This window comes from Teredinibacter waterburyi, from assembly GCF_001922985.1.
In the GTDB taxonomy this organism is placed as follows: Bacteria; Pseudomonadota; Gammaproteobacteria; order Pseudomonadales; family Cellvibrionaceae; genus Teredinibacter; species Teredinibacter waterburyi.
The window spans coordinates 88,382-111,663 of sequence record NZ_MRUH01000125.1 but is presented as its reverse complement, the minus strand read 5'-3'; the positions used below and the strand labels follow the sequence as shown (position 1 = coordinate 111,663).

Below are 23,282 nucleotides of genomic sequence, written 5' to 3'. Positions count from 1 at the left end.
CTTTAGTTAACTACCAGCGTTGTTCTTGTGATTTCCCATCGGGTGTTCGCATATTGTTTTGCTGTAAAGCTGAGCGTTGCCGTTCACGGTACTGATAGTTAAATTTATTGCGTAATAATCCACTCGGGTCGTCGGGCACTTTTCTTAACCATTGGTCTAGCGCTTGTTCCGCTTCTTGCTGCTCTGGCGTCATCTCACTGACTACTCTAGCCTGTTGCTTACTATTTTCTTCAGCGCTCTCGTCGGCTGGCTCTAACGGATCTTCAGCTAGTTGTTGTTTGGTATCAGACTGTTGCTGTTCTTGGTCAGCTTCATCAGGCTTCTGTCCGAACTCTTGCTTGTCATCATTGTTCCCGTAGGTATCTTCAAGTGCTTGTTGTTCTTGTTTGCTGGCTTGAGTTTGTTCGGTACCTGAATTTTTGTCGGTATTAGATTGTTCGCTATCACTTTGACCGTCGTTGCGCTGTTCGTTCTCATCCGAGTTGCTGTCACTCGAACTCTGTTGCTGTTGGTCATCGCCTTGTTGCGATTGGTTATCTGAGTCTTGCGAGTCCGATTTTGATTGCTGGTCTTGATCGGATTGCTGTCCATCTTGGCCCTCTTGACCATTCTGGCCGCTCTCGTTTTTTTTGCTATCGTCACTGTTTTGATTATCTTCCGATTCGCTCGACTGCTGTTGTTGCAGCTCCTTAAGTGCTTCGGCAATTTTTAGATTATTTTCCGCTTGGCTTAACGCTGAGTTTTTCCCTAGTGCTTTTTTATAGGCTTCGATGGCGCCATCATAGTCACCGCTACGTGTTAAAGCGTTACCCCGGTTGTAGTGTTCCGAAGCACTATCGCCGCCGAAGCCTTCTATCGCGGCCTGATAATTATTGTTTTTGTAATTTGCAATAGCACGCCACTGTTCATCCTTAAAGGTATTGGCTGCCGCCTCGGCATCGCCGTTTTGCAACGCTTGATAGCCTTGTTGATCGGCTGTTTCCCATAGGTTGGTCCAAACGGATGAGTGTGCTGATGAAGGCGCAGCGGAAGAAGCGATCTGGTTCGCTTGGCTCTGTGCGTCTACAGTTGGTGTTTGCAGAACGAAAAATAATAGCGGTAGAGTCAAAACTAAACCGCGTCTAAATGCGAGCGCAACTATTGGCAGAATGAATAACACCAACCACGGGCCCGTTTCATACCACGCATCGAATAATCTTTCGGTGGCTTCGATTTGGTCTTGCCCTGAATTAAACGCAAAAGATTTTATGGTATCGATGTCCAGGCTGCTATTCGCGAAAGGCACATAGAGGCCGCCGAGATCGACTGCAATATCGCTTAGTTGTTTACTGTCTAATCGGGCGATGACCATGATGCGATTGCTATCGTAAATAAAGCCACCGTTAGCTGCAGGGATAGGTGCGCCCTCGGTTGTTCCAATTCCCCAAATGGTCAGCCGATGTGGAGAACCGTATTGTAATTGCTCGAGTCGCGGGCGAGCGTCATTGGCTATTCCGTCGGTTAAGATTACGATATCACCACTTACGACACCGCCGTCTTTTAGTAATTGTTGTGCGGTTTCCAGTGCTTGCTCGGTATTGCTTCCCGCGGATGGCATCATACCGGGCTCTAAGCCGCCAAGTAGGTTAATAATGGTGTCGGTATCATCGGTGAGTGGTGTCACCACATGCGCATCGCCACTGTAGGCAATCAATGCGGTTAAGCCCTGGCGACGCTCGTTAAGTAGGTCGATTAATTTTAAGCGACTGCGTACCAGTCGCGATGGTTTGATATCTTCTGCCAACATTGAGGGCGACATATCCCACACGATAACCAGTGCAGATGTTTCTTTGTGAACCGGCATTGCGCGTTTTTGCCAAGTGGGCCCAGCTAGTGCGATGGTAATAACACACCAACATATAAGCAGGAACCACAGCGGAACGCGGCTACGTTTTAATGCGCTGCCGTCGACGAGTGCTGTTAATAAATGGGGGGCTACTAGCTGTTGCCAATCGCTAGCACGACTTTGCTTGCGGATTAACACTACAAACATATAAAAGCTTGGCAAGAGGGCTAATAGCCAGAATGGGCGCAAAAAATGAAAGTTTGCGACCAGTTGCGTAGAAATGTAAGTCAGAAAGTCACTCATGGGGTTGTAGCTCTCTGTTGATAAAATAATGCGCTAAACATACTGAGTAGTAAGGCTAAGGCGAGGGGCCACATAAATAAGGCCGACACGGGGCGAAGGGTTTCACCGTCTTGCTCGATCGGCTCTAGCTGATCAATTAGCCCGTAGATTTGCTGCAGTTCCTCTGGGTTGTGGGCGCGAAAATAGCGGCCACCGGTTGTATCGGCAATATAGTTTAGAGTGTCTTCATCAAGTTCTGCTGACGGATTAACTTTGCGTGCAAAACTGCCAAAGAAACCACTGCGTTGAATCATCTCGTTGGCGCCAACGCCAACGGTATAGATTTTAACGCCGGCTTGCTTTGCTAAGTCGGCGGCTTGTCGCGGCGCGACTTCGCCAGCGGTATTGGCGCCATCGGTTAACAATATAAGTATACGTTCTTCGGCCGGACGATCACGTAAGCGCTTAACGGCAAGCCCTATGGCATCACCAATGGCCGTTTGTTCACCCGCAAATCCTAATTGTGCCTCTTCCATTAATTTGCCGACGGTTTTTCTGTCGAAAGTAAGCGGGGCTTGTAGGTAAGCCTGAGAGCCAAATAATATTAAGCCTAATCGGTCAGATTTGCGGCGTTCGATAAAATCTTTAACAACGTACTTAACCACTAATATGCGCGCTATTTGTTGATCTTTAACGATCATATCGGGTGTTTGCATACTGCCGGAAATGTCTACGGCAACCAATAAGTCGCGACCTGTGGTGGGCAGGGTAATTTCATCTCCTAACCATTGTGGACGCGCTGCACTGGCAATGAGTAACAACCACATCGCAACGAGTGAAAAGAGTTTTATATGTTTAGCTTTAGCGCTGCTCAGTGAGTCCTGCTGATAAAGCCTGTTGGCAATATTAAAGAAGGGCACTTTAATTGCTGTGTCTTGGCGCTGTACCCTCGGCAATAGAAAGTAAGTGATTAGCGGTAACGGAGCGAGCAAAAAAGCCCAAGGCCAGTCAAACTGAAACATCTAGTTGACCTCCGTGAGTGTTGTTGCGGTGATTCTGTGATTTTTTATCCAGCGCTCGGTAAATGTCAGCAGCGTCTGGGCACTAACGTCGCTTTGCTTTGCATAGATACTATTCGAACACATACTATCTAGTAGGTCGGTATCCGCTTGCGTTAATTTGTTTGCGGGGTAGCTGGCTATTAGTAATTTCTTCCATTCGTCGCTGGTGGCTGTGGCAATTTTGTTGCGTGCATGACGATTGTTACGTAGTGCAAAAGCGTTGATATAAGTTCGTTTTAATAAGGTTGCTATGTCGTGTACGCTGGACGCTTGTTGTGTGCGCAGTGTTTTTAATTCTGCCAAGGCTCGTTTTCTATAACGACGCGCGGCTGCACGCTTGCGCAGGGTAATAATGACCGCTGTAGTACTGGCGATAATTAATCCAAGTAGTATCCACCAGCCGATCGCGATGGGCAACTGGCTAACGGGCTCTGGCGTAATAACATCTTCCATCTGCGCTAATAATTGTTCAGCATTGGGTTGTTGCTGTGCATGCGCCGGCATTTGCGCCGATTGTGATTGTGAATAAGGTACAGGCATAAGCGGGCTAGGGGTATCCATTTTAGCGGCCTCCCTTACGTTTTTTGTTGACGAAAACATTCCGAATAAAATCTGTCGGCTCGATATTGACTGGGCAGTCGATAAGTTTTGCGCCGGTGTTCGTTGCAGCGGCTTGTAGTTGTTGCTGATGATCCAGCCAGTTTTGCCGAAAGTTTTTGCGGAAGGAATTAGCGCCCGCGCTGATAGACAATCGTTGTTCACCGTCGGAAATTGTTAAGCTATGGGCACTGGGAAGCTGTTGTTCGAGCGGGTCATAGGTGTGGATGAGACTTGTCTCGGTATGACGTCCTAGCAGCGCTAGAGATTTTTCCGAGTCGTGGCTGAAGTCATTGAAGTCACTGATAATAAATACCGCACTCCCAGGGCGCGCTACACGTCGAATATCCGTGAGAATAGTGTCGAGTGTAACTTTGCTTGATGCTGATCGAATTGAACCGGAAGCGTACGCACTTAACGCGCGAGCGTCTAAAACATTACCGGTTGAATCGTTTTCATTTATTTGTGGGTGTTCAGCCTCAGCTATCGGCGAACTCAGCGCTTGGTTGAGTTCGCAAAGTTCGTGAATAAACCGCAGTACGGCGTGTTTGCCACGACGTGCGCGTAAATCTTTGCTGTGATGGTCGGAAAATAATAGCGCACCAATTCGATCATTATTTTGGAGTGCCGCCCAAGCCAAAACCGACGCGATAGTTGCGGCGTACACAGATTTAAATTGCGTTACGCTGCCAAAAAACATACTCGCGCGTTGGTCTACTACGAGGTACACGGGCCTTTCGCGTTCTTCTTGAAAAAGTTTGGTATAGGTTTCTGTGGTGCGCGCGGTAACTCGCCAGTCGATGTTGCGAACATCGTCGCCAGGCTGATACAGCCGAACTTCCGCAAACTCCATACCGCGGCCGCGATAATTGGTGGCGCTATCACCTGCAACAATCGATGTGCTTTTTTTGCGGGTTTCTAAGCGAATATCTTTGGCGAGATAGCGCAGCTGCAAAAGCTCGTCGGTACTAGTGTGAACACCAAAACCGGGTTTTTGCGTGGCCTGCGTAGTCGCGTTGTTGGGTTTAGACGCGCGTGTAAATACCGACTGCAACATATTCGCCCCTCGTTAAGCGATCGGCACGCAGTTTAGAATTTCGTCGATAATCTTGTCGGCGGTTTGCCCCTGAGCTTCGGCTTCAAAAGTCAGAATAAGGCGGTGACGAAAAACATCGTGCACAACAGCGCGTACATCGTCGGGGCTAACATAGTCATTGCCTTTCATCCAGGCATGGGCGCGGGAACAGCGATCGAGACTGATGGTTGCCCGTGGGCTCACGCCAAACTCAAGCCAACGACGTAAGTCTGCGCTGTAAACTTCGGGCTGACGTGTAGCTTGAGTAAGCTGGACGATGTATTCCTCGACAGCGTCGGCCATGTGAATATCCAGCGCTTCGGCGCGTGCGCTAAATAATTCGCTTTGTAAAACGCGGTGCTCAAGTTTCGCGACCTCGGTGTGACGGGATTCGGCGCGGCTTAAGCGTAGAATTTCGCGCTCAGCTTCGGCGTTGGGGAAGTCGACCTTTACATGCATTAAAAAGCGATCGAGTTGTGCTTCTGGTAGTGGGTAAGTCCCTTCTTGCTCGATCGGGTTCTGCGTCGCCATCACCAAAAACAGCTCGGGTAGTTTATAGGTTGAGCGACCAACACTAATTTGTCGTTCGGCCATAGCTTCGAGAAGCGCGGACTGAACCTTAGCCGGGGCACGGTTGATTTCATCAGCCAGTACTAAGTTGTGGAATATCGGCCCGGACTGAAATTCGAAGGTGCCGGACTCTGGTCGATAAATATCCGTGCCGGTTACATCGGACGGCAGTAAATCCGGGGTAAATTGTACGCGATGGAAATCACCTTCAATGCCGTCGGCAAGGGTTTTAATGGCTTTGGTTTTCGCTAAGCCCGGCGCGCCCTCAACAAGTAGGTGGCCATCGGCAATTAGCGCGATAAGTAATCGGTCGATTAAGTGGGGTTGTCCTACAATTTGGCTGTCGAGCCACTGACGCAAGTTTTGGATGCTGGTCTTGATGGTCATCGAGGCAAATACCTTATGCTAATTGGTTAACGGTTGTAGTTAGTTAACATATTGAAATTATTATAAAAGTTGTGAAACTACCCGCGGAGTTATCAGCTTCAGCGGGGGTTGGGCCACAGCCCAAATGTTTGCTTTAGCGACGCTATAGACTCAGCGTGCTCTAGTCGGTTCCCTCGTTGCGGAAGATGCCGACGAATAAGCTATGCTTATGTAGGGGCAAAACGCCAATTATCAACCGCCCGTTTTGGCATATATGGCTACTGGGCGCTATAGAGGGAATCTGCGTGGATATAAATTTATCGAGCTTAAATAATCGTCAGCACTTTGTTGATCAATTTGTGATCTGGGCTGGCGAGCATTGTGAGCCGAGCGAGAGCGTTTCGTTTCAGGCGTTTCTGCGCGTATATCTGCAGCGCTTCCCTTTAGAAGAGTGGATGGGGCGTGTCTATGCGGATCTTTACGGTCTGTGTTATGCGCTATGGTTAAACTTAAAATCAGCGCCGGGGAAATCGCCGCGCGCCTCGGTTTACAATCCCACGCTTGATGAGCATGGCTGGCAGTGTGGGCGAACGGTTATTGTGATTCTACAGCGTGACATGCCTTTCTTGGTTGACACTGTAAGAATTGCCCTGCAAGGCTTGGACGCGCCCATACATATTATTAAAAGTACGGTGTTGAACATCAGCCGCGAGCAGAATGGTTTAGCGGTTCAGTCAACGCTTACTAATCACCCAGCTCCACAGCCCATTGCCGGCGCATCTCGCGAAGCTTTGATCTATATCGAGGTGAGCCTACACACCATTGATGCTGAACTGCATGAAATTCGGGATACCTTAGTATCCGTGCTCGAAGATCTTGCTGTGGTGGTAGAAGACCATCAAGCCGTTCTAGAAAAAATTGATGCTACCAGCAGTGGTCTGGTCAATATGCCCGCTACCGCCTATGCGAGGCAAGAGCTGCAAGAGTTTCTTGGTTGGCTTCGGCATCGGCATTTCGCGTTTCTGGGTTATCGGGAATATGACCTGAGTGATGCGGCGGGCGAGCTCACCCTGACGGAAAATGCCGATGCGCGGTTAGGGATTTTTCGTCGTGTAGGCATTCAGGAAAGCCGCTTTACTTATAGTGATTTCAGTGAAGGGATGCGCAACTTCTATGATCGTGATGAGGCGATTTGTTTCTCTAAGGCATCGACACGCAGCAGCGTTCACCGCTCGGCGTACCCCGATTATGTGGTCATAAAAAAATATGACGATGCCGGTAAAGTGTGTGGTGAGGTACGGTTTTTAGGCTTATTCACCTATGATGTTTATATGATGAGTGTGCTGGATATTCCGATCTTGCGCACAAAAGTGCAGGAAATAATCGACCGTACCGGTGTAGCGCCAGACAGCCACGATGGCAAAAACCTACGTCGTGTGATCGATAACTATCCCCGCGACGAGTTGGTCCAGTCAGATACCGAAACATTGTTTAATAGTGTGGTTGCAATTGCCAATCTAAACGAACGCCATCTAGTGCGTTTAATCACTCGCCGCGATCCGTTTGGCAACTTCGTTACGTTTAATGTTTTTGTCCCAAAAGATATTTACAGTACCGTTATTCGCCAAAAGATGCAGAATTATTTAAGCAATGTTTTAGGTTCTAGTGACTTTGACTTTAATACCTTCTTTTCTGAATCGAGTTTAGTGCGTGCTCAATTTATCTATCGTATAGATAAAGACAGTTGCCCAGCGTTCGATCCGCAACTGCTCGAAGCCGATATTGTTGATATGACGCGTAACTGGGATGACCATTTACGCAGTTCGTTAATAGAAGAGATGGGCGAGACGAAAGGCGTTAGCTACTACAATACCTACAAAAATGCTTTTACCTCGGGGTACCAAGAAGATTTAGATGCGCGTGCGGCGGTCCAAGATATAAAGCTACTTGAACAGCTCGAAGACGAACACGATGTGGTGATGAATTTTTATCAACCGCTGGGCAGTGATAGTCGCAATATTCGCTTTCGCGTTATGCATATAAATACACCTATTATTCTTTCCGATATTATTCCGGTACTAGAGCATTTGGGTTTGCGGGTGTTGGGCGAACGGCCTCATCAAATCACCAAAAAAGATAATAGCTGTGTGTGGTTGCACGATTTTGAATTGAGTCTTGGCCAAAATCTTACAGTTGATGTTCACTCGGTTAAAGCGCTTTTTGAACATGCTTTTGAGGCGGTATGGCGCAAAGAAGCGGAGAGTGATGGGTTTAATAAGCTCGTGCTGGGTGCGCGTTTACATTGGCGTGAAGTATGCCTGTTGCGCGGCTATGCCGGCTACATGAAACAGACGGGATTCTCTGAGGATCAAGCCTTTATCGCCGAGACTCTTCTCAATCACGCCGATATCACTCGTAATCTTGTCGCTTTATTTAAGGCGATGTTCGAGCCGCGGGTAAATCGCGAGTCTAAAAGTGCCGAAAAAATTCAGGAACGCAGTGAACGTTTGAAAGCTAAGATAGTGGAATCTTTAGAGCAAGTATCGAACTTGAATGAAGACCGGGTATTGCGACGTTACTTAGATTTTATGTTGGGAACGCTACGTACTAACTATTTTCAACTAGACCGCTTCGCCGCAGACCCGAGTCAGCCTAAATCTTATATTTCCTATAAGTTTAGCCCGCGAACGATTGCAGATATTCCAGAGCCTCGCCCTGAGTTTGAAATTTACGTTTACTCACCACGAGTGGAAGGCGTACATCTTCGTGGTGGCAAGGTCGCCCGTGGCGGTTTGCGTTGGTCGGACCGGCTGCAGGATTACCGTACAGAAGTCCTCGGTTTGGTTAAAGCTCAGCAAGTAAAAAATGCTGTGATTGTACCTACCGGTGCTAAGGGTGGATTTGTCTGTAAGTTGCCGCTGCTAAATCCCACTCGAGAAGCCTTTTTAGAGGAGGGTATTGCCTGTTACAAAATTTTCATCCAGGGCTTATTGGATATTACCGATAACTTGGTAGAGGGTAAGGTTGTACCGCCAGAAAATGTTATTCGACGTGATGAAGACGACCCGTATCTTGTTGTTGCGGCAGATAAGGGTACTGCGACTTTTTCCGATATAGCCAACGAAATTTCGCTGCAATATAACCATTGGTTAGGCGATGCGTTTGCCTCTGGTGGCAGCCAAGGTTATGACCATAAAGGCATGGGTATTACCGCGAAAGGCGCTTGGGTTTCAGTGCAGCGACATTTTCGTGAGCAGGGTGTGGATATCCAACATCAGGACTTCACGGTTATTGGTATTGGCGACATGGCTGGTGATGTATTCGGCAATGGTATGTTGCTATCTCGTCATATTCGGTTGACGGCCGCGTTCAATCACATGCACATATTTATCGACCCTCAACCGGATGCGGCGAGTAGCTTTATCGAACGGCATAGGTTGTTTGATACCCCGCGCACCAATTGGGCGGACTATAATCCAGCGTTAATCTCTGAAGGTGGTGGCGTTTTTTTACGTTCCGCTAAATCTATTTCGATTACCCCTCAAATGCGCGAAGCCTTTGCGATTACTGCGCAAAAGCTAACACCAACAGAGCTTATCTCAGCGCTATTGAAAGCGCCGGTAGATTTGATTTGGAATGGCGGTATTGGTACCTACGTAAAATCGGCCAGCGAAAGCCATGCGGCAGTTGGTGATAAAGCCAACGATGGTTTGCGCGTAAACGGCAAAGATTTGCGCTGTAAAGTATTCGGGGAGGGGGGAAACCTAGGGATGACCCAGCTTGGCCGAGTAGAGTTTTGCCTAAACAACGGCGCGAGCAATACCGACTTTATCGACAACGCTGCCGGCGTGGATTGTTCTGACCACGAAGTTAATATCAAAATCTTGTTAGATGAATTGGTCGCGCAAGGTGATTTAACAGGCAAACAGCGCAATCAATTACTCTTAGATATGACCGACGAAGTGGCTGCGTTGGTTTTACAAAATAACTACCGGCAAACTCAAGCGATTAGTTTGGCAAAGTTTCAAGCATCGGCCCGCTCTAATGAATACCGCCGTTTTATCAACTACTTAGAAAATCAGGGGCGACTGAATCGCGCGCTCGAATTTATTCCCACCGACGAGGAGATTGTAGAGCGTCAAGGCCACGGAAAATCCCTGACTCGCCCCGAGCTTTCGGTATTGTTGTCCTACGCAAAAGTTATGCTAAAGGAGGCGCTCACCAACTCCGACATTGGTGAAGACGAAACCATTGCCACGGCAATCGAAAGCGCATTCCCGCATACGCTCGCGACTAAGTTTCCACAAGAGCTCTATCGACATCGCTTACGTCGCGAAATTGTTGGTACTCAAGTGGCCAACGATATGATTAATAACCTCGGTATTACCGTTGCGCATCGGCTGCTGGAAACTACTGGGGCAAGCACGGTGGATATCTCTAAAGCCTACGTCGTTTCTCGTGAAGTGTTTCAGTTTGAGGCCTTCCAGCACTATATTAAATCCTTGGATAATCGCGTTTCGAGTGAGTTTCAAGCCGAGCTTATGACCAATATGATTCGCCGCGTAAGGCGCGGTACCCGTTGGTTTTTGCGCAATCGACGTATGAATCTGTCACCAAAAGATGACATACCACGCTTTACAAACGGCTTGGAATTGGTCTATCAAAGTACTCGTGAATACGCTCAGGGGTCGGCCAAAGAAGCTTGGCAACAGCGCAGTGAACGCTACAGCGAGCAGGGCGTGCCAGATGAATGGGCGTTGCGCCTAGCCATGCCGGACAATTTATTTTCTGGCTTAGGTGTCGTCGAAAGTGCACACAAAGCCGGCGCGGATTTAGGGTTGGCGTCGCAGCTGTTTGTACAGCTATTGGATCGGTTGGATTTAAATTGGTTTGCCACTCAGCTGTCTGAAGTGAAAGTCGAAAGCTACTGGCAGGCGTTAGCGCGGGAATCTTTCTTGGATGAGCTGGAAGCACAATTGCGCAGTTTAACTGTCGCCCTTATTGCGTACCTAGAGCATAACAAAGGTTTAGATATCGACAACCTTGTTAGCCAGTGGTATAGCGATCACGAGCTGCTAGTTCATCGTTGGAAGCAGATGGTAAATGAAGTGCAGGGCGCACAAGTGACCGACTATGCTATGTTTTCCGTGGCATTACGCGAATTGGTTGATTTGGTGCAGTCCACCGAGCATATTTTGTTGCAGGTTTAGCGTGGCATGGGCTTAAATTGATACTGGCTTAGAGAATAGGGTTTGTCCAGTCATGGCGGAGTCGCACCACATTATTGTCAACTTAAGTGTCAGCGCGGATGAGTATTTAAAGCTCTATTCTGGAGCGGCGCAATCGGTTCGTGCGACGTCTATAGACGGTCGCACGATTCGTTTTCCGGCTAATATCTTACAGCCCTATGTTACCCATACCGGCGTACAGGGCTGCTTCGCCATTCATTTTACCGCCGACAGCCGCTTTGATCGCATCGAGCGTCTAGCTTAACGGCACTGCTTCTGGTCACTCGTGTTCGTTGTTAATATCCGCGACTAGCAGTGCACAAACGGCGTCTATTTATCTAAAACGGCTTCGCCTGAAATCGACTAACTCCGCGCAATTCTGTATCCTTGCGCCTTCTCGACCGATCCCAACGCTTCACAAGCGCAATCGTGTCCTCCGCAATTCTTCCCGTTAATATTGGCAGTCGAAAGCCGCAGTAAAAGGCCGATTATGTATAACTTGGCGAAAAAATGTTTGTTTGCCCTGAACCCTGAAGTTTCACATGAATTATCACTCGACCTTATGGGTGCTGCAGAGCGTTTGCAGTTATTGCAACCCTTCTTCCGCAAGCACGTGGTCGACCCTGTAGAGGTGATGGGTTTGAAATTCCCTAATGCCGTCGGCTTGGCCGCTGGGCTGGATAAAAATGGCGATTACTTTAATGCCCTGGGGCAGCTGGGGTTTGGTTTTGTTGAAATCGGTACGGTCACACCGCTGGCCCAACCCGGAAACCCACGCCCGCGGTTGTTCCGTTTAGTTGAGCAGGAAGCGATTATCAATCGCATGGGGTTTAACAATAAAGGCGTTGATCACCTCGTTAACGCCGTAAAAAAGCGTCGTTACGATGGTATTTTGGGTATCAATATCGGCAAGAATAAAAATACACCGGAAGACCAAGCCCTTTCCGATTATGAAAAGTGTCTCGATGCGGTCTACACCAGTGCCGATTACATCACCGTTAATATTTCGTCGCCGAATACGCCGGGGCTTCGCAATCTACAGTTTGGTGAAACCTTATCGCAGCTATTGGCCGGCATTAAAGCGCGGCAAGCTCAGCTGGCGGATAGATATGAATTAAAAGTGCCAATCGCGGTAAAGATTGCGCCGGATATGAATAGCGATGAAATTAAAAATGTCGCGGATGTACTAATGCAGCACGAGTATGAAGGCGTGATTGCGACTAACACTACAATCTCACGCGAAGGTGTCGAAGCGTCCCCGTTTGCAGGCGAGGCGGGTGGTTTAAGCGGTACGCCAGTACGTGATAAATCTACCGAAGTGATTCGCGTATTAGCCGAGCATCTACAGGGTGCATTGCCGATTATTGGCGTGGGCGGGATTTCCACTGGGAAGGATGCGCTAGATAAGGTTGAAGCGGGTGCGAGCTTGGTACAAGTCTACAGCGGCTTTATCTACCGTGGCCCAGCCTTGATAGCGGAAGCCGCTAAGGTACTGGCATCGCACCGTTAGCGGCTTCATCAGGCTCGTAATAACGAGCCTATGTCCTCGGCGGGTATTTGGCCCGTAGCCGAGGTGACCCCTCGCGGGGAAACTGTTACATATTTTGCAGCTTCTGGACTTGCGCCAGTGTGTTGAATCCATTCCAGTGGTCTTCTCGCCCTTCCCGCCAGCCGGTTAGCCATTCTTGTCTGGCGTCGCCATTAACATGTGGACATAAAGTTCGCGACTTGCCGGTTACGGCAGCGCGATACCCGCGTGCAAAGGCGCGCTCTGAGTGGCTCCTTTTCTGACTTTTCATAGGCAATGTTCCTGTTAGTTGCTTGGATGGTTTGCTCTTACTTGATTGGTGCCGTGTTTGTGTCGGTGGCGTGTCTAATTCAACCCTCCAAAAAAACACTCTTCATAGTGACGAGCGGCTATGCCACCGTAATTAGCTGCTTTCTGTAGTTCTCGGTGTTGCCGAGCAGAGCTGTTACACTTGCGCTCTGTCTTCTCAAGCAGGACATGAAGTTTCCCAAAGGCCGATTAAAAAGTGAACGATTATAAATTCATAGTAAACGGCTTCCATATGGCCCCTCAGAATAAAATGCAGTAATACGATATGTCCCACAACTATTTCGCCACCTGTCCCAAGGGCCTAGAAAGCCTTTTAAAACAAGAGCTTGAATCTATTGTCTCAAGTGAAGTAAAAGAAACTGTCGCAGGATGCTCCTTTGACGGCGACTTAGAAAATGCTTACCGCGCCTGCCTTTGGTCGCGCTGTGCGAACAAAATTCTTTTGCCTTTGGCGCGCGGTATTGTTAAATCCGCCGACGATATCTACGCGCTGGTCGCGTCAGTGCCCTGGGAAGAGCACTTCCTGCCAGATTCGACCTTACTTGTTGATTTTATCGGTGCCAGTGATGCCATTCGTCACACCCAATTTGGTGCGCAACGGGTGAAAGATGCTGTAGTTGATCGCTTGCGCGAGCAAACTGGCGAGCGTCCAAATGTTGAAAAAAGTAACCCCGATATTCGTATTAATGCCCGTTTAGCCAAAGGGCAACTGCACCTGAGTCTGGATCTGTCTGGCGACAGTCTTCATCGTCGCGGCTACCGCATGGGGCAGGGTGGCGCTCCACTTAAAGAGAACCTCGCCGCAGCGTTGTTATTGCGCGCCGGTTGGACAGACATCGCCGCGCGCGGTGGCGCGTTGCTCGACCCGATGTGTGGTTCGGCAACTTTCTTAATCGAAGGTGTGATGATCGCGGCCGATATTGCCCCGGGAATCTATCGAGCGGATAAGGCGCACCGCAGCCGCTTTGGCGCGATTCCAAACTCCCCCAAAGGCTTTGGCTTTGAACGCTGGCGCCAGCATTCCTCAGAGATGTGGCAAACACTTATCGATGAAGCCTTCGCGCGTCGAGAAAAAGGCCTAGCTAATTTTAATTCGGAAGTTCGCGGTTACGATGTTGTGCATCGCGTTCTTGATGCCGCAGCGGAAAACATTGAAACCGCAGGCTTAGCCGATCTTATTCGCTTAACACCGAAAGCCGTCGAGGAATTTAAAAAGCCAACCCACACCGAAATTACTGCGGGATTAGTCATTTGTAACCCGCCTTATGGTGAGCGATTGGGTGAAATCGATGCACTTAAAGCAACGTACTACAGTTTAGCCAGCGTTATGAAGAGGGAGCTTCCCGGCTGGGAACTTGCCGTTTTTACCGGTGCTAAGGCCTTGTCCGATGCGCTTCGATTGCGACCGCGAAAAAAGTACAAGTTTTACAATGGCGCTATACCTAGCGAGCTTTTGTTGTTTGATTTGCTTGCAGCTACGTCAGCCCCAGAGCCAGCTAACAGCAGCGCGACAAAATCGGGGGCGAGCTTATATGGCGCGCGCAGCCAGTCATCGAGCGACGCAACTGAAACTGAAAGTAACGCTATCAGCCCTGACAAGAGCGCTAAAAATGACAGCGAGAGCCAATGCGTTAGTAGTAGTCCTAGCGTCAATCTTAATGTTGAAGGCAGCGATCAGAGTGATCCTGACAGCGATCGCCTTGGGATAGATAGTGCTGATTCCGCTAGTCCTACCGCTATCCCTACTAATAGTCCGTATGGCCATAGCCGTGACCGCAATAACCTAGACGAAGCCGCCGAACCGGTACAAACCACCCCAGAACAAATCAAAAAATCGCCGTGGGCGGGAACCCGTGTAACCGCCGATTCTACCGCCGACTTGCGTCCCTACGACCCAACTCTGGACCCAAAAACGCCAACGGAGTTAAAAGAGTTCCCACTTTCCAGCGGCGCCGAGATGGTATGTAATCGTCTGAAAAAGAATCAAAAGCGTCTGGAAAAGTGGTTGAGAAAATCCGACGTGAATTGCTATCGCTTATACGATGCTGACATGCCCGAATATTCTGCTGCAGTCGATGTTTATACCGGTAGCCAGGGCGATTTACATATTCACGTTCAGGAATATGCGGCTCCAAAATCCATTGAAGAAAGCAAAGCGGAAGCGCGCTTTAAAGAGTTGGTTCACGCTGTAGCGGTTGCCTGTGATGTTAGCGAAGATGTAATCGTTCTAAAAACCCGTCGCCGCAATAAAGGCAAACAGCAATACGAAAAACTCACCCGTTGGGAACCATCGCCCGGCGAAGTGGTAACTGAAGGTCAGTGTAAGTTTAAAGTTAACCTGCATGATTATTTGGATACCGGCTTATTTTTAGATCACCGCCCGTTGCGTATGCGTATCGCTGATATGGCTAACGGTAAAAAGTTTCTAAATCTATTTTGTTACACCGCAACCGCGACAGTGCACGCAGCGGTCGGTGGCGCTAGCAGTTCGGTAAGTGTCGACATGTCGAATACCTATTTACAGTGGGCGCGCGAAAACTTTGATCTAAACAATATTCAACCGATTAAACATCGCCTTATTCGCGATAACTGCCTGACCTGGCTGGACGAATGCCAAGAAACCTTTGATCTGATTATGCTCGACCCACCGAGTTTTTCAAACTCAAAAAAAATGGAAGACGTTTTAGACATTCAGCAAGATCATGTCGATCTAGTGTCGCGTTGCATGGACTTACTTAATCCTGCTGGAACCTTATTCTTCTCGAACAATTTACGAAGTTTTAAGCTAGATTACGATGCGCTCGCGGCGTTTGATATTAAAGATATTACCGCACAAAGCTTGGATCCAGACTTTAAGCAAAATGCTAAAATTCACCACTGTTGGGAAGTTCGTCATCCCAGTAAAGGGTGACGCCGTATATTGAGGTTTAGCTTTAGAGTTGAATAGCTAGAATGGTAGAAGATGACACGACAGGTAAATTTCGTAGTATGAGCTCCAGTTCAGATTTGTTTAAGCTACACAGTAAATACCAGCCCGCAGGCGACCAACCCGAGGCCATAAAAAAACTGGCGCAGGGTATTGATTCGGGGTTGGCGTCGCAAACGCTTCTTGGTGTTACCGGTTCGGGTAAAACCTTTACCATTGCCAACGTAATTGCTCATGCGCAGCGACCGACAATGGTAATGGCACACAATAAGACCTTGGCCGCTCAGCTTTACGGTGAATTTAAAGAATTCTTCCCGAACAATGCCGTTGAATATTTTGTTTCTTATTATGATTATTATCAGCCCGAAGCCTATGTGCCTTCGTCTGACACCTTTATTGATAAAGATGCGTCGGTTAACGAACACATCGAACAAATGCGACTATCGGCGACCAAGGCGTTGATGGAGCGCAAAGATGCAATTGTGGTTGCTACCGTATCCGCCATTTATGGATTGGGTGACCCCGAATCCTATTTGAAAATGATGTTGCACTTGGTGCGCGGCGATCAAGTTGATCAGCGTGATTTGTTACGACGTTTGGCAGAATTACAATACACCCGCAACGACATTGATTTTCAGCGCGGCACCTATCGCGTGCGCGGTGAAGTGCTCGATATTTTTCCTGCCGACTCGGAAACAGACGCAGTACGACTTGAGCTGTTTGATAACGAGATCGAAAACATTTCGATCTTTGACCCGCTTACCGGTGAAATTATTAATCGCGTCCCGCGTGCAACTATCTATCCTAAGTCTCATTACGTTACGCCTCGGCAGCGTATTTTGGATGCCGTAGTCAATATTGAACAAGAATTGGTAGTTCGCTTAGAGCAGTTGAAATCACTCGATAAGCTGGTAGAGGCACAGCGGCTTGAACAGCGTACTCGCTACGATTTGGAAATGATGCGCGAGTTGGGCTACTGTACAGGTATTGAAAACTACTCTCGCTATTTATCTGGCCGCGAAAGTGGCCTACCGCCACCGACACTATTTGATTATTTGCCACCAGAAGCACTGTTAGTGATCGACGAGTCGCATGTAACCATTCCGCAAATTGGCGCTATGTACAAGGGTGATCGCTCCCGCAAAGAGACCTTGGTTGAATATGGTTTTCGTTTGCCCTCGGCCTTAGATAACCGCCCGATGCGTTTTGACGAATGGGAAAGTGCAGCGCCGCAAGCCATTTTTGTGTCGGCAACACCGGGTAAATACGAAGCGGAAAAACAAGGGCAGGTTGTAGAGCAAGTGGTTCGGCCAACCGGCTTGTTGGACCCAGAAATTGAAGTGCGTCCGGCCATATCGCAAGTGGATGACTGCTTGTCGGAAATTAATATTCGCGTCGCAAAAAAAGAGCGTGTGTTAATTACTGTGCTAACCAAGCGTATGGCGGAAGATCTCACTGAATATTTGGTGGAGTGCGGCGTGAAAGTGCGCTATATACACTCGGATATCGAAACCGTCGAGCGAGTGGAAATTATTCGCGATTTACGTATTGGTGAATTCGATGTTTTGGTCGGCATTAACCTATTGCGTGAAGGCTTGGATATGCCCGAGGTATCGCTAGTGGCAATTTTTGATGCGGATAAAGAAGGCTTTTTGCGTTCCGATCGTTCGCTTATTCAGACGATTGGCCGTGCCGCGCGAAATGTAACAGGTAAAGCGATTCTCTACGCCGACCGTATCACCGGTTCTATGGAACGTGCGATGGGAGAAACTCAGCGCCGTCGCGCCAAGCAGAAAGCGTATAACCTAGAGCATGGCATTGAACCAAAGGGTATCTATAAAAGCGTTGCCGATATTATGGAGGGCGCTAGAGCACCTGGTTCACGTGTTGGCGGGAAACGTAAAGTCGCAGAAACTAAAGGTAAATACGCGTTAGACATTCCCGATGGGAAAGATGTATGGCATCACATTCAGGATTTGGAAAAGATGATGTTTGAAGCCGCTAAAAGCCTCGAATTTGAAAGGGCAGGTTTGATACGCGACAAAATTCACCAGCTTAAACAGACGGCCATGTAGCCGTTAAAAACATTGTTGTAATTAAATATTGATGAATGTTGAGCCTACTCGTACTGTGTGGATTGGGTTAATGCTTTTCCGCTTCGCTTAAAGTTGTTTTCTGCCTCTCTAAAGAAAGCCCCATAAAATGGGCTAAGATCACACAGGTAAAATAGACCACCCACCCCGAAAATATCACATCACTTAAAAAGTGCCCACCTTGAACAATCCGAACAAATCCGACAATTATACCAGCTCCAATTCCAAGGCTTAGCCAGCGACGGCGCCCCAACGCCCAGGCTAGCGACATCAAATAAAATGAAATCGCGGCATGGCCACTAACAAATGAGCAGTTCCGCTGACAGGCACCCGAATAGGTAAATACTGGGGCGAAGCTATGTTCTCCAGCAAAGGGTTGTACGTCGCGCGGGCGAGGGCGGCCAACGGAATTTTCTTTTAAACCAACATTAACAATCAATCCTGGCCCTAGGATCAATGCAGCAAGCAAAAACAGCCAAGCTTTTCGAGCAGCTTTTAGTCCTCTGTAACTACACCAAGCGATGCCGCCGATAATGGCAAGTAAGTAGACGATTTGGATTTTAGCGAAGGCATGATAAATAAACTGAACCACGCTGTTTCTATCAAGCGGGAAACCACTGCCATCAAAGAATAACGCTGACGTCCAAAGGTCTAGCTTTGGCAGCAGTAAAAAGAAGGCGACACAGCCGAGGCAGGCTAACAGATCCGCGCGCCAAAGGAACGCCAGCCGTTGTTCATACCAATTTGACTTAAGGGTAGGTTGACCTTGGTTTCTTGTGCTCATGGTAATGCCTTTTCCCATTGTGCTGTAACGCAACGCAAGTTCACGGGTAGCCAATAAAATTTGTGGCGAGGGTAAGATATACGCGCCGAGATTCGGTGCTGTTTATGGCTTGCTTAATAACACCTAAATTTTTTGTAGAACTGAATCCGGCAGAAAACTCTGCCGTAAAGGGTTCTTTTGTTACAAACAAAAACTCTCGAGCTTTTAGCCTAGTCTCTTGGTCGTCGCTTTCTTGGCCGGTGAAGTCACGCAGGTTTAGTTTTAAATCGTAGTAGTCGCGAATATTGTCGGGGTTTGGGCTCCAGCGCGCAAATTGAAAACTGCCCGGCTCGGCAAAGTAACCGAGATACGCGAGCAGGTCGCGACTATCGCTGGTTAGCCGTGCATTCGGGTAGGTCGTTAAATAGGGCTTTAGCTGCTCGCCAAGTTCCGGCCATGCCATTATGCGATAGTAGGGTGTGTTCTTGCGGGTAGGTTCTACATTGGCAATATGTTGTATTACGGGCCAGTGGTAGAACAACGATAGCGCACCGAGTTGAATAATCGCGCCGGTAATTAACCAGCGTTTCAATTTAAAACTTGAGCTAGCGGTTTGCCATATGTCGGGGGCGCACAAGGCTAACAATAATGCTCCGCCTACCATCCATGGGCCTGCCCAATTGGCAAATGCGCGCGATAAAAATGCCTGTACCGATATGGCGGCGAGAATAATCAATGTGGCCCAAATAAACAGGCGAATAAACTCCGCTTGATTTTCGATTGCCGTAACACTTTTTTTGTCGAGTTCCGAGGTTTCTAATAGGCTCGAAGAAGATGGGCTTTTCGACTGGAACCTTGCTATCAACCCGCGAACAAGCAGGTAGCTCCAGACTGGGCCAAAAATAAAGATTTGCGTCAGCCAGAACTCGAATAGCGAGGCGACATTAAAAAGGTCGCCACCGGTTTCGGAGATCTCTTGGGTATGGTGCAGTGCGACCCAATTGTTTTGGTAATTCCAGTAGATATTCAAACCAAAAATCAAACCCGAAACGATTGCAGCGAGCCAAGGGCCTGCAGTGGTTAGAAGCGGGCGGTGACGGCTGGAAAAAACAAGATATAGAAAAATGGCTAGGGGAAGCGCACCCATGGTGTATTTACTTAGCATACCAAATCCGGTAGCTATACCGACTAACAGCCACTGCCACAAGCGCCCGTCAAGTAGGGCGCACACGGTTGCGTAAAGTGTAACCGACCAACAAAAAATCATCGGCGCATCGGTGGTGATAAATACGCTGTTAAAGCCGATCATGGGAATACAGAGAAATACACAGCCACCAAGAAGCGCTTGCCAGCCAGACGCGATACGTTGCAGTGTCATAAATATCGCGGTGGCACTGCCCGCGTATAGCAAGCTCGCCATGACTTTAATGCCGAATACGCCGTTACCAAACAGGCTGGTGCCAACAATTATGCTCCAGGCGACCATCGGTGGCTTCGAGTAGTAGCCAAAGTCTGGATTTAACGACCAGTGGTAGTAATAGGCTTCGTCATAGAATAGAGAAAGGTGTGGCTGCAGAATGACTAACATTCGATAGACTGTTAGCAACACGACAATCACGGCAAATATAGCCGTGGGCGAGAATTTAGCTGCGCTAGAGGGCGACCCGGTAGTTGAGGATAAAGGTAGCCTAGTCATACCAACCCCACTATTTAGATTCGTTGACAGGATTCTTTAACGTTTCTTCAAGCTGTTTCTGGAAATCTGGGTTGTATTCGCAGCTAAGGGGCTTACGAATTTTATACGATTTCACGTTAGTAGTTTGGAAGAAGATTCGGCTTAAAATTTCAGAAACTACACCGGTAGTTAAAAACTGCAACGAGGCAATCAATAGAATACTGGCGAACATCAACATGGGTCTATCGCCTATATCCTCGCCTAAAAAAACCTTTAGAAAGACTAGGTAAGACATAAGTACGCCGCCGAGCATGCCGACACCAAGGCCAATAGAGCCAAAGAAGTGACCGGGACGGGCGCGGAATTTTAGGAAGAAGAACGCTGTAAGCAAGTCGATAATGACTCGAAAGGTTCGCGAGATTCCGTATTTTGATTCACCGGCAACGCGCGCGCGATGGTGGACGGGTGTTTGGCCGATGCGATGTGGTGGGCAGACGGTCGCCATCCATACCGGAATAAATCGATGCATCTCACCGTAGATGCGAATTTGTTTGAGTACGTCGGCACGATACACTTTTAAACTGCAGCCATAATCGTCCAGTTTTACACCGCTAACGCGTTGAATAATTTTGTTGGCGATGCGCGACGGCAACTTACGCGATACTAGTGCGTCCTGACGGTTTTTTCGCCAGCCTTGGAGTAGGTCCAAGTCACGTGATAATAATTCCATTACAAGGCGAGGAATGTCGGCGGGATCGTTTTGTAAATCGCCGTCCATGGTTGCGATAAGTTCGGTTTTAGCGGCGTCTATTCCGGCTTGCATCGCTGCGGTCTGACCGAAATTACGTTGTAATTCGATATGTTGAAACTGCTCGCCGAATTCATCTACACATTCATTTAAACGTGCGGCGGTTTTATCGCGGCTGCCGTCATTTACGATAATCGCAAACCAATCACCTTGGTAGCCTGTTAGTGCGTCTTTTATCGCGGTAAACAGAGGGCGTACGTTGTCCTCTTCGTTGTACATGGGGACGACGATGGTTAGGCTAGGGAGCTGCATGATAAACGGTTACCTTAATACTGTGATTTTTTTGCGTGAGTAGATCGGTTCTACGCGGGAACGTTTTTTTACATATAAATTAGGGCTGTGTACGCGGGTTCAGCCCGATAAAACCAAAAATACCCACGGCGATATTGATAACAAAAATAAATAAGTGCAGATTAACCGCGACCTTAACGAGATGATTAAGCTCGTAACCCAGAGGAAGTAGCGGTGCTGCGAATGCCAGCTCGAAAGTACCTGCATTGGCAAACCCCGTTAACGGCGAAAGCGCGCTACCGTCGGCAATGATAGTCGCTATCCAAGCGTGGTCAATGGCTATATGCCCCAACGCCGCTGCAACTAGCGCTAGCGCAAGTAGTTTGATCAACCATAGCGCCATGGTTAATGCGTAGAGCGTAAGCCAAGACTGGGGTGTTTGAATAAGTGGTAACAAGAAGCGTAACTTTTCTGATCGGCTACACCCCCATTTTAGTAGATGGATACAAAAGGGCAGCGCGGTGATTAGCGATAGTGGAATGATGATCGCATATTGGCCAAGGCCATAGGTCGATAACCACAGTGAGCCAGTAAAAAACAACAGTAACAGCGCCAGCATGTGCGCGTCGAATAGTCGCAAAAGTACCAATGTCGCCGATGAGTAACGTAGTTCAATACCGAGTTGGTGCTTGCTGAGTGCTGGCAGGGCGATTTCGCCGAGACGCATCGGCAGCAGGAAGCTAACGGTGTTGTGTACCAGGCTAACACTCGAAGTCAGGCGAAAATCCACACAGGTGTGGTAACTGTAGGCTCGATATACTCGCAAAACACGAAGAAAATGGCTGCCGATCACGAGCAGCGCAGCCAAGCCAATGGTGGCTAGCGGCACTTGATTCCAAGCGGACAGTAATTCCAGCCAACCATAATTACTTTGCACCCACCAGATCAACGCCGCCAGCATTAGCAAGGCAAAAGTGGCTTTTAAAATAAGGGTGAGTTTTGGTGGCATTAGGCAACAACGTGATGCGTTTAGGGGTGAGTTAGCAAAACAGCGCGCTTTATACCATAAAGCCGCGAAGCCTGTTAGTTTCTGGCGGGATTTGCAAGCTTGGCAAACTGAGAATAGGTGTTTTGTAGGATTTGTAACCAACTGGGTGGGGCGGCAATGATCTGTACGGTGATATTGTCGCGACCGCCGTTATTTAAAGCGGCTCGAACCAAGTTATTGGTGGCTTGATCGAGGTTGCTACAGCGCTTCAAAATATCGGTCATCTCCTCATCGCCGACGGCGTCCGATAAACCATCACTACAGAGTAGAATCATCTGGTTTGGTTGCCATTGGCTGGTGACAACATCAACCTGGACGTCTTCAGCATCGATAGAGCCTAAACATTGAGTAATGATGTTTTTTTCTGGGTGATTGGCGATTTCGTGGTAGCCGATGGCTCCGGACTCATAAAGCATTTGCACGTAGGAATGGTCGCGCGTGATTTGTTCCAGCGGTATTGCTTTATCAGGCAGCCAAGAATAAGCGCGACTATCGCCAACCCAGCTAACGTGAAAATTGCGGCCCCGAGAGTGCAGCGCAACCATGGTTGAGCCCATTCCTTGCCCGCCAGCGCCATCAATTACACCCTGTAAGACAGCTTTATGGCAGGCTTGAATCGCATCGCTAAGGCTTGTGCCGGAACGAATTTGAGAGCCCAATGTTTGACAGGCAATGGCGCTGGCGACTTCGCCTGCGGCGTGGCCACCCATACCATCGGCAACGGCCCAAAGCCCTAAAAAGGGCAAACTCAGGTAGTGGTCTTCATTATTGTTACGCCGTAAACCAACATCTGTTGCGGCGCTGTAGCCAGTTAAAGCCATGCTGGTCCTGATTCTTAGTAGGGTTTTAGAGCTTACAAACCATTGAGCCTAAACGAATTTTATATATCTGTCTTGA

16 protein-coding genes are annotated in these 23,282 nt (G+C 48.4%); 5 read left to right on the top strand and 11 right to left on the bottom strand.

Translation table 11 applies throughout. From position 1 onward, the window contains the following. Positions 1–10: 10 nt before the first annotated feature. Genes IDZ20_RS10775 through IDZ20_RS10755 form a run of 5 tightly spaced genes read right to left on the bottom strand, consistent with a single transcriptional unit; the run spans position 11 to position 5,797 of the window. Complete coding sequence (locus IDZ20_RS10775; RefSeq protein WP_188151441.1) at positions 11–2,128, bottom strand: VWA domain-containing protein; 2,118 nt, start codon at positions 2,126–2,128, stop codon at positions 11–13. Next, a complete protein-coding gene (locus IDZ20_RS10770) occupies positions 2,125–3,129 on the bottom strand; it encodes a vWA domain-containing protein (protein WP_188151440.1) in 1,005 nt (334 codons plus the stop codon). Before IDZ20_RS10770 ends, IDZ20_RS10775 begins: the two co-directional genes overlap by 4 nt. After that, positions 3,130–3,729, bottom strand: a complete 600-nt coding sequence (locus IDZ20_RS10765) for a DUF4381 domain-containing protein (protein ID WP_188151439.1) — start codon at positions 3,727–3,729, stop codon at positions 3,130–3,132. Between the two features lies 1 nt (position 3,730). Further along, positions 3,731–4,822, bottom strand: coding sequence for a DUF58 domain-containing protein (locus IDZ20_RS10760; protein ID WP_188151438.1), 1,092 nt, complete (start codon positions 4,820–4,822; stop codon positions 3,731–3,733). Positions 4,823–4,834: 12 nt separating this feature from the next. Continuing rightward, positions 4,835–5,797: an AAA family ATPase gene (locus tag IDZ20_RS10755; RefSeq protein WP_188151437.1), complete on the bottom strand. Its 963-nt coding sequence runs from the start codon at positions 5,795–5,797 to the stop codon at positions 4,835–4,837. Between the two features lie 284 nt (positions 5,798–6,081). Here IDZ20_RS10755 and IDZ20_RS10750 point away from each other — a divergent pair, with 284 nt between their 5' ends. From IDZ20_RS10750 to IDZ20_RS10740, 3 genes are all read left to right on the top strand, one after another. Continuing rightward, the gene (locus IDZ20_RS10750) at positions 6,082–10,986 is read left to right on the top strand and encodes an NAD-glutamate dehydrogenase (protein ID WP_188151436.1); all 4,905 of its coding nucleotides are present in this window, start codon (positions 6,082–6,084) and stop codon (positions 10,984–10,986) included. A 52-nt stretch (positions 10,987–11,038) separates the two neighbouring features. Next, positions 11,039–11,269, top strand: coding sequence for a DUF2835 domain-containing protein (locus tag IDZ20_RS10745; protein WP_188151435.1), 231 nt, complete (start codon positions 11,039–11,041; stop codon positions 11,267–11,269). 225 nt (positions 11,270–11,494) lie between these two features. Continuing rightward, positions 11,495–12,514, top strand: a complete 1,020-nt coding sequence (locus IDZ20_RS10740) for a quinone-dependent dihydroorotate dehydrogenase (RefSeq protein ID WP_188151434.1) — start codon at positions 11,495–11,497, stop codon at positions 12,512–12,514. A gap of 85 nt (positions 12,515–12,599) precedes the next feature. Here the strand turns inward: IDZ20_RS10740 and rmf are convergent, their stop codons facing one another. Beyond that, on the bottom strand, positions 12,600–12,803 hold the full coding sequence (rmf, locus tag IDZ20_RS10735; RefSeq protein WP_188151433.1) for a ribosome modulation factor: 204 nt from the start codon (positions 12,801–12,803) through the stop codon (positions 12,600–12,602). A 303-nt stretch (positions 12,804–13,106) separates the two neighbouring features. Between rmf and rlmKL the strand changes: the two genes are divergently transcribed. Then, positions 13,107–15,752 (top strand): bifunctional 23S rRNA (guanine(2069)-N(7))-methyltransferase RlmK/23S rRNA (guanine(2445)-N(2))-methyltransferase RlmL, encoded by a 2,646-nt coding sequence (rlmKL, locus tag IDZ20_RS16355; RefSeq protein WP_245792261.1) that lies wholly within the window; start codon positions 13,107–13,109, stop codon positions 15,750–15,752. Positions 15,753–15,829: 77 nt separating this feature from the next. Next, a complete protein-coding gene (gene uvrB, locus IDZ20_RS10720) occupies positions 15,830–17,842 on the top strand; it encodes an excinuclease ABC subunit UvrB (RefSeq protein ID WP_188151432.1) in 2,013 nt (670 codons plus the stop codon). 67 nt (positions 17,843–17,909) lie between these two features. On the opposite strand, the gene IDZ20_RS10715 is transcribed toward uvrB, so the two are convergent. The 5 genes from IDZ20_RS10715 to IDZ20_RS10695 form a co-directional block, all read right to left on the bottom strand. Next, positions 17,910–18,644 (bottom strand): phosphatase PAP2 family protein, encoded by a 735-nt coding sequence (locus IDZ20_RS10715; protein WP_245792260.1) that lies wholly within the window; start codon positions 18,642–18,644, stop codon positions 17,910–17,912. A 40-nt stretch (positions 18,645–18,684) separates the two neighbouring features. Beyond that, positions 18,685–20,319: an ArnT family glycosyltransferase gene (locus tag IDZ20_RS10710; RefSeq protein ID WP_188151431.1), complete on the bottom strand. Its 1,635-nt coding sequence runs from the start codon at positions 20,317–20,319 to the stop codon at positions 18,685–18,687. A 10-nt stretch (positions 20,320–20,329) separates the two neighbouring features. Further along, complete coding sequence (locus IDZ20_RS10705) at positions 20,330–21,358, bottom strand: glycosyltransferase family 2 protein (RefSeq protein ID WP_188151430.1); 1,029 nt, start codon at positions 21,356–21,358, stop codon at positions 20,330–20,332. A gap of 79 nt (positions 21,359–21,437) precedes the next feature. Then, positions 21,438–22,346, bottom strand: coding sequence for a lysylphosphatidylglycerol synthase transmembrane domain-containing protein (locus IDZ20_RS10700; protein WP_188151429.1), 909 nt, complete (start codon positions 22,344–22,346; stop codon positions 21,438–21,440). 74 nt (positions 22,347–22,420) lie between these two features. Continuing rightward, positions 22,421–23,206 carry a PP2C family protein-serine/threonine phosphatase gene (locus IDZ20_RS10695; RefSeq protein WP_188151428.1) on the bottom strand — a complete coding sequence of 262 codons (786 nt, stop codon included), beginning with the start codon at positions 23,204–23,206 and terminating at the stop codon, positions 22,421–22,423. Between the last annotated feature and the right edge of the window lie 76 nt (positions 23,207–23,282).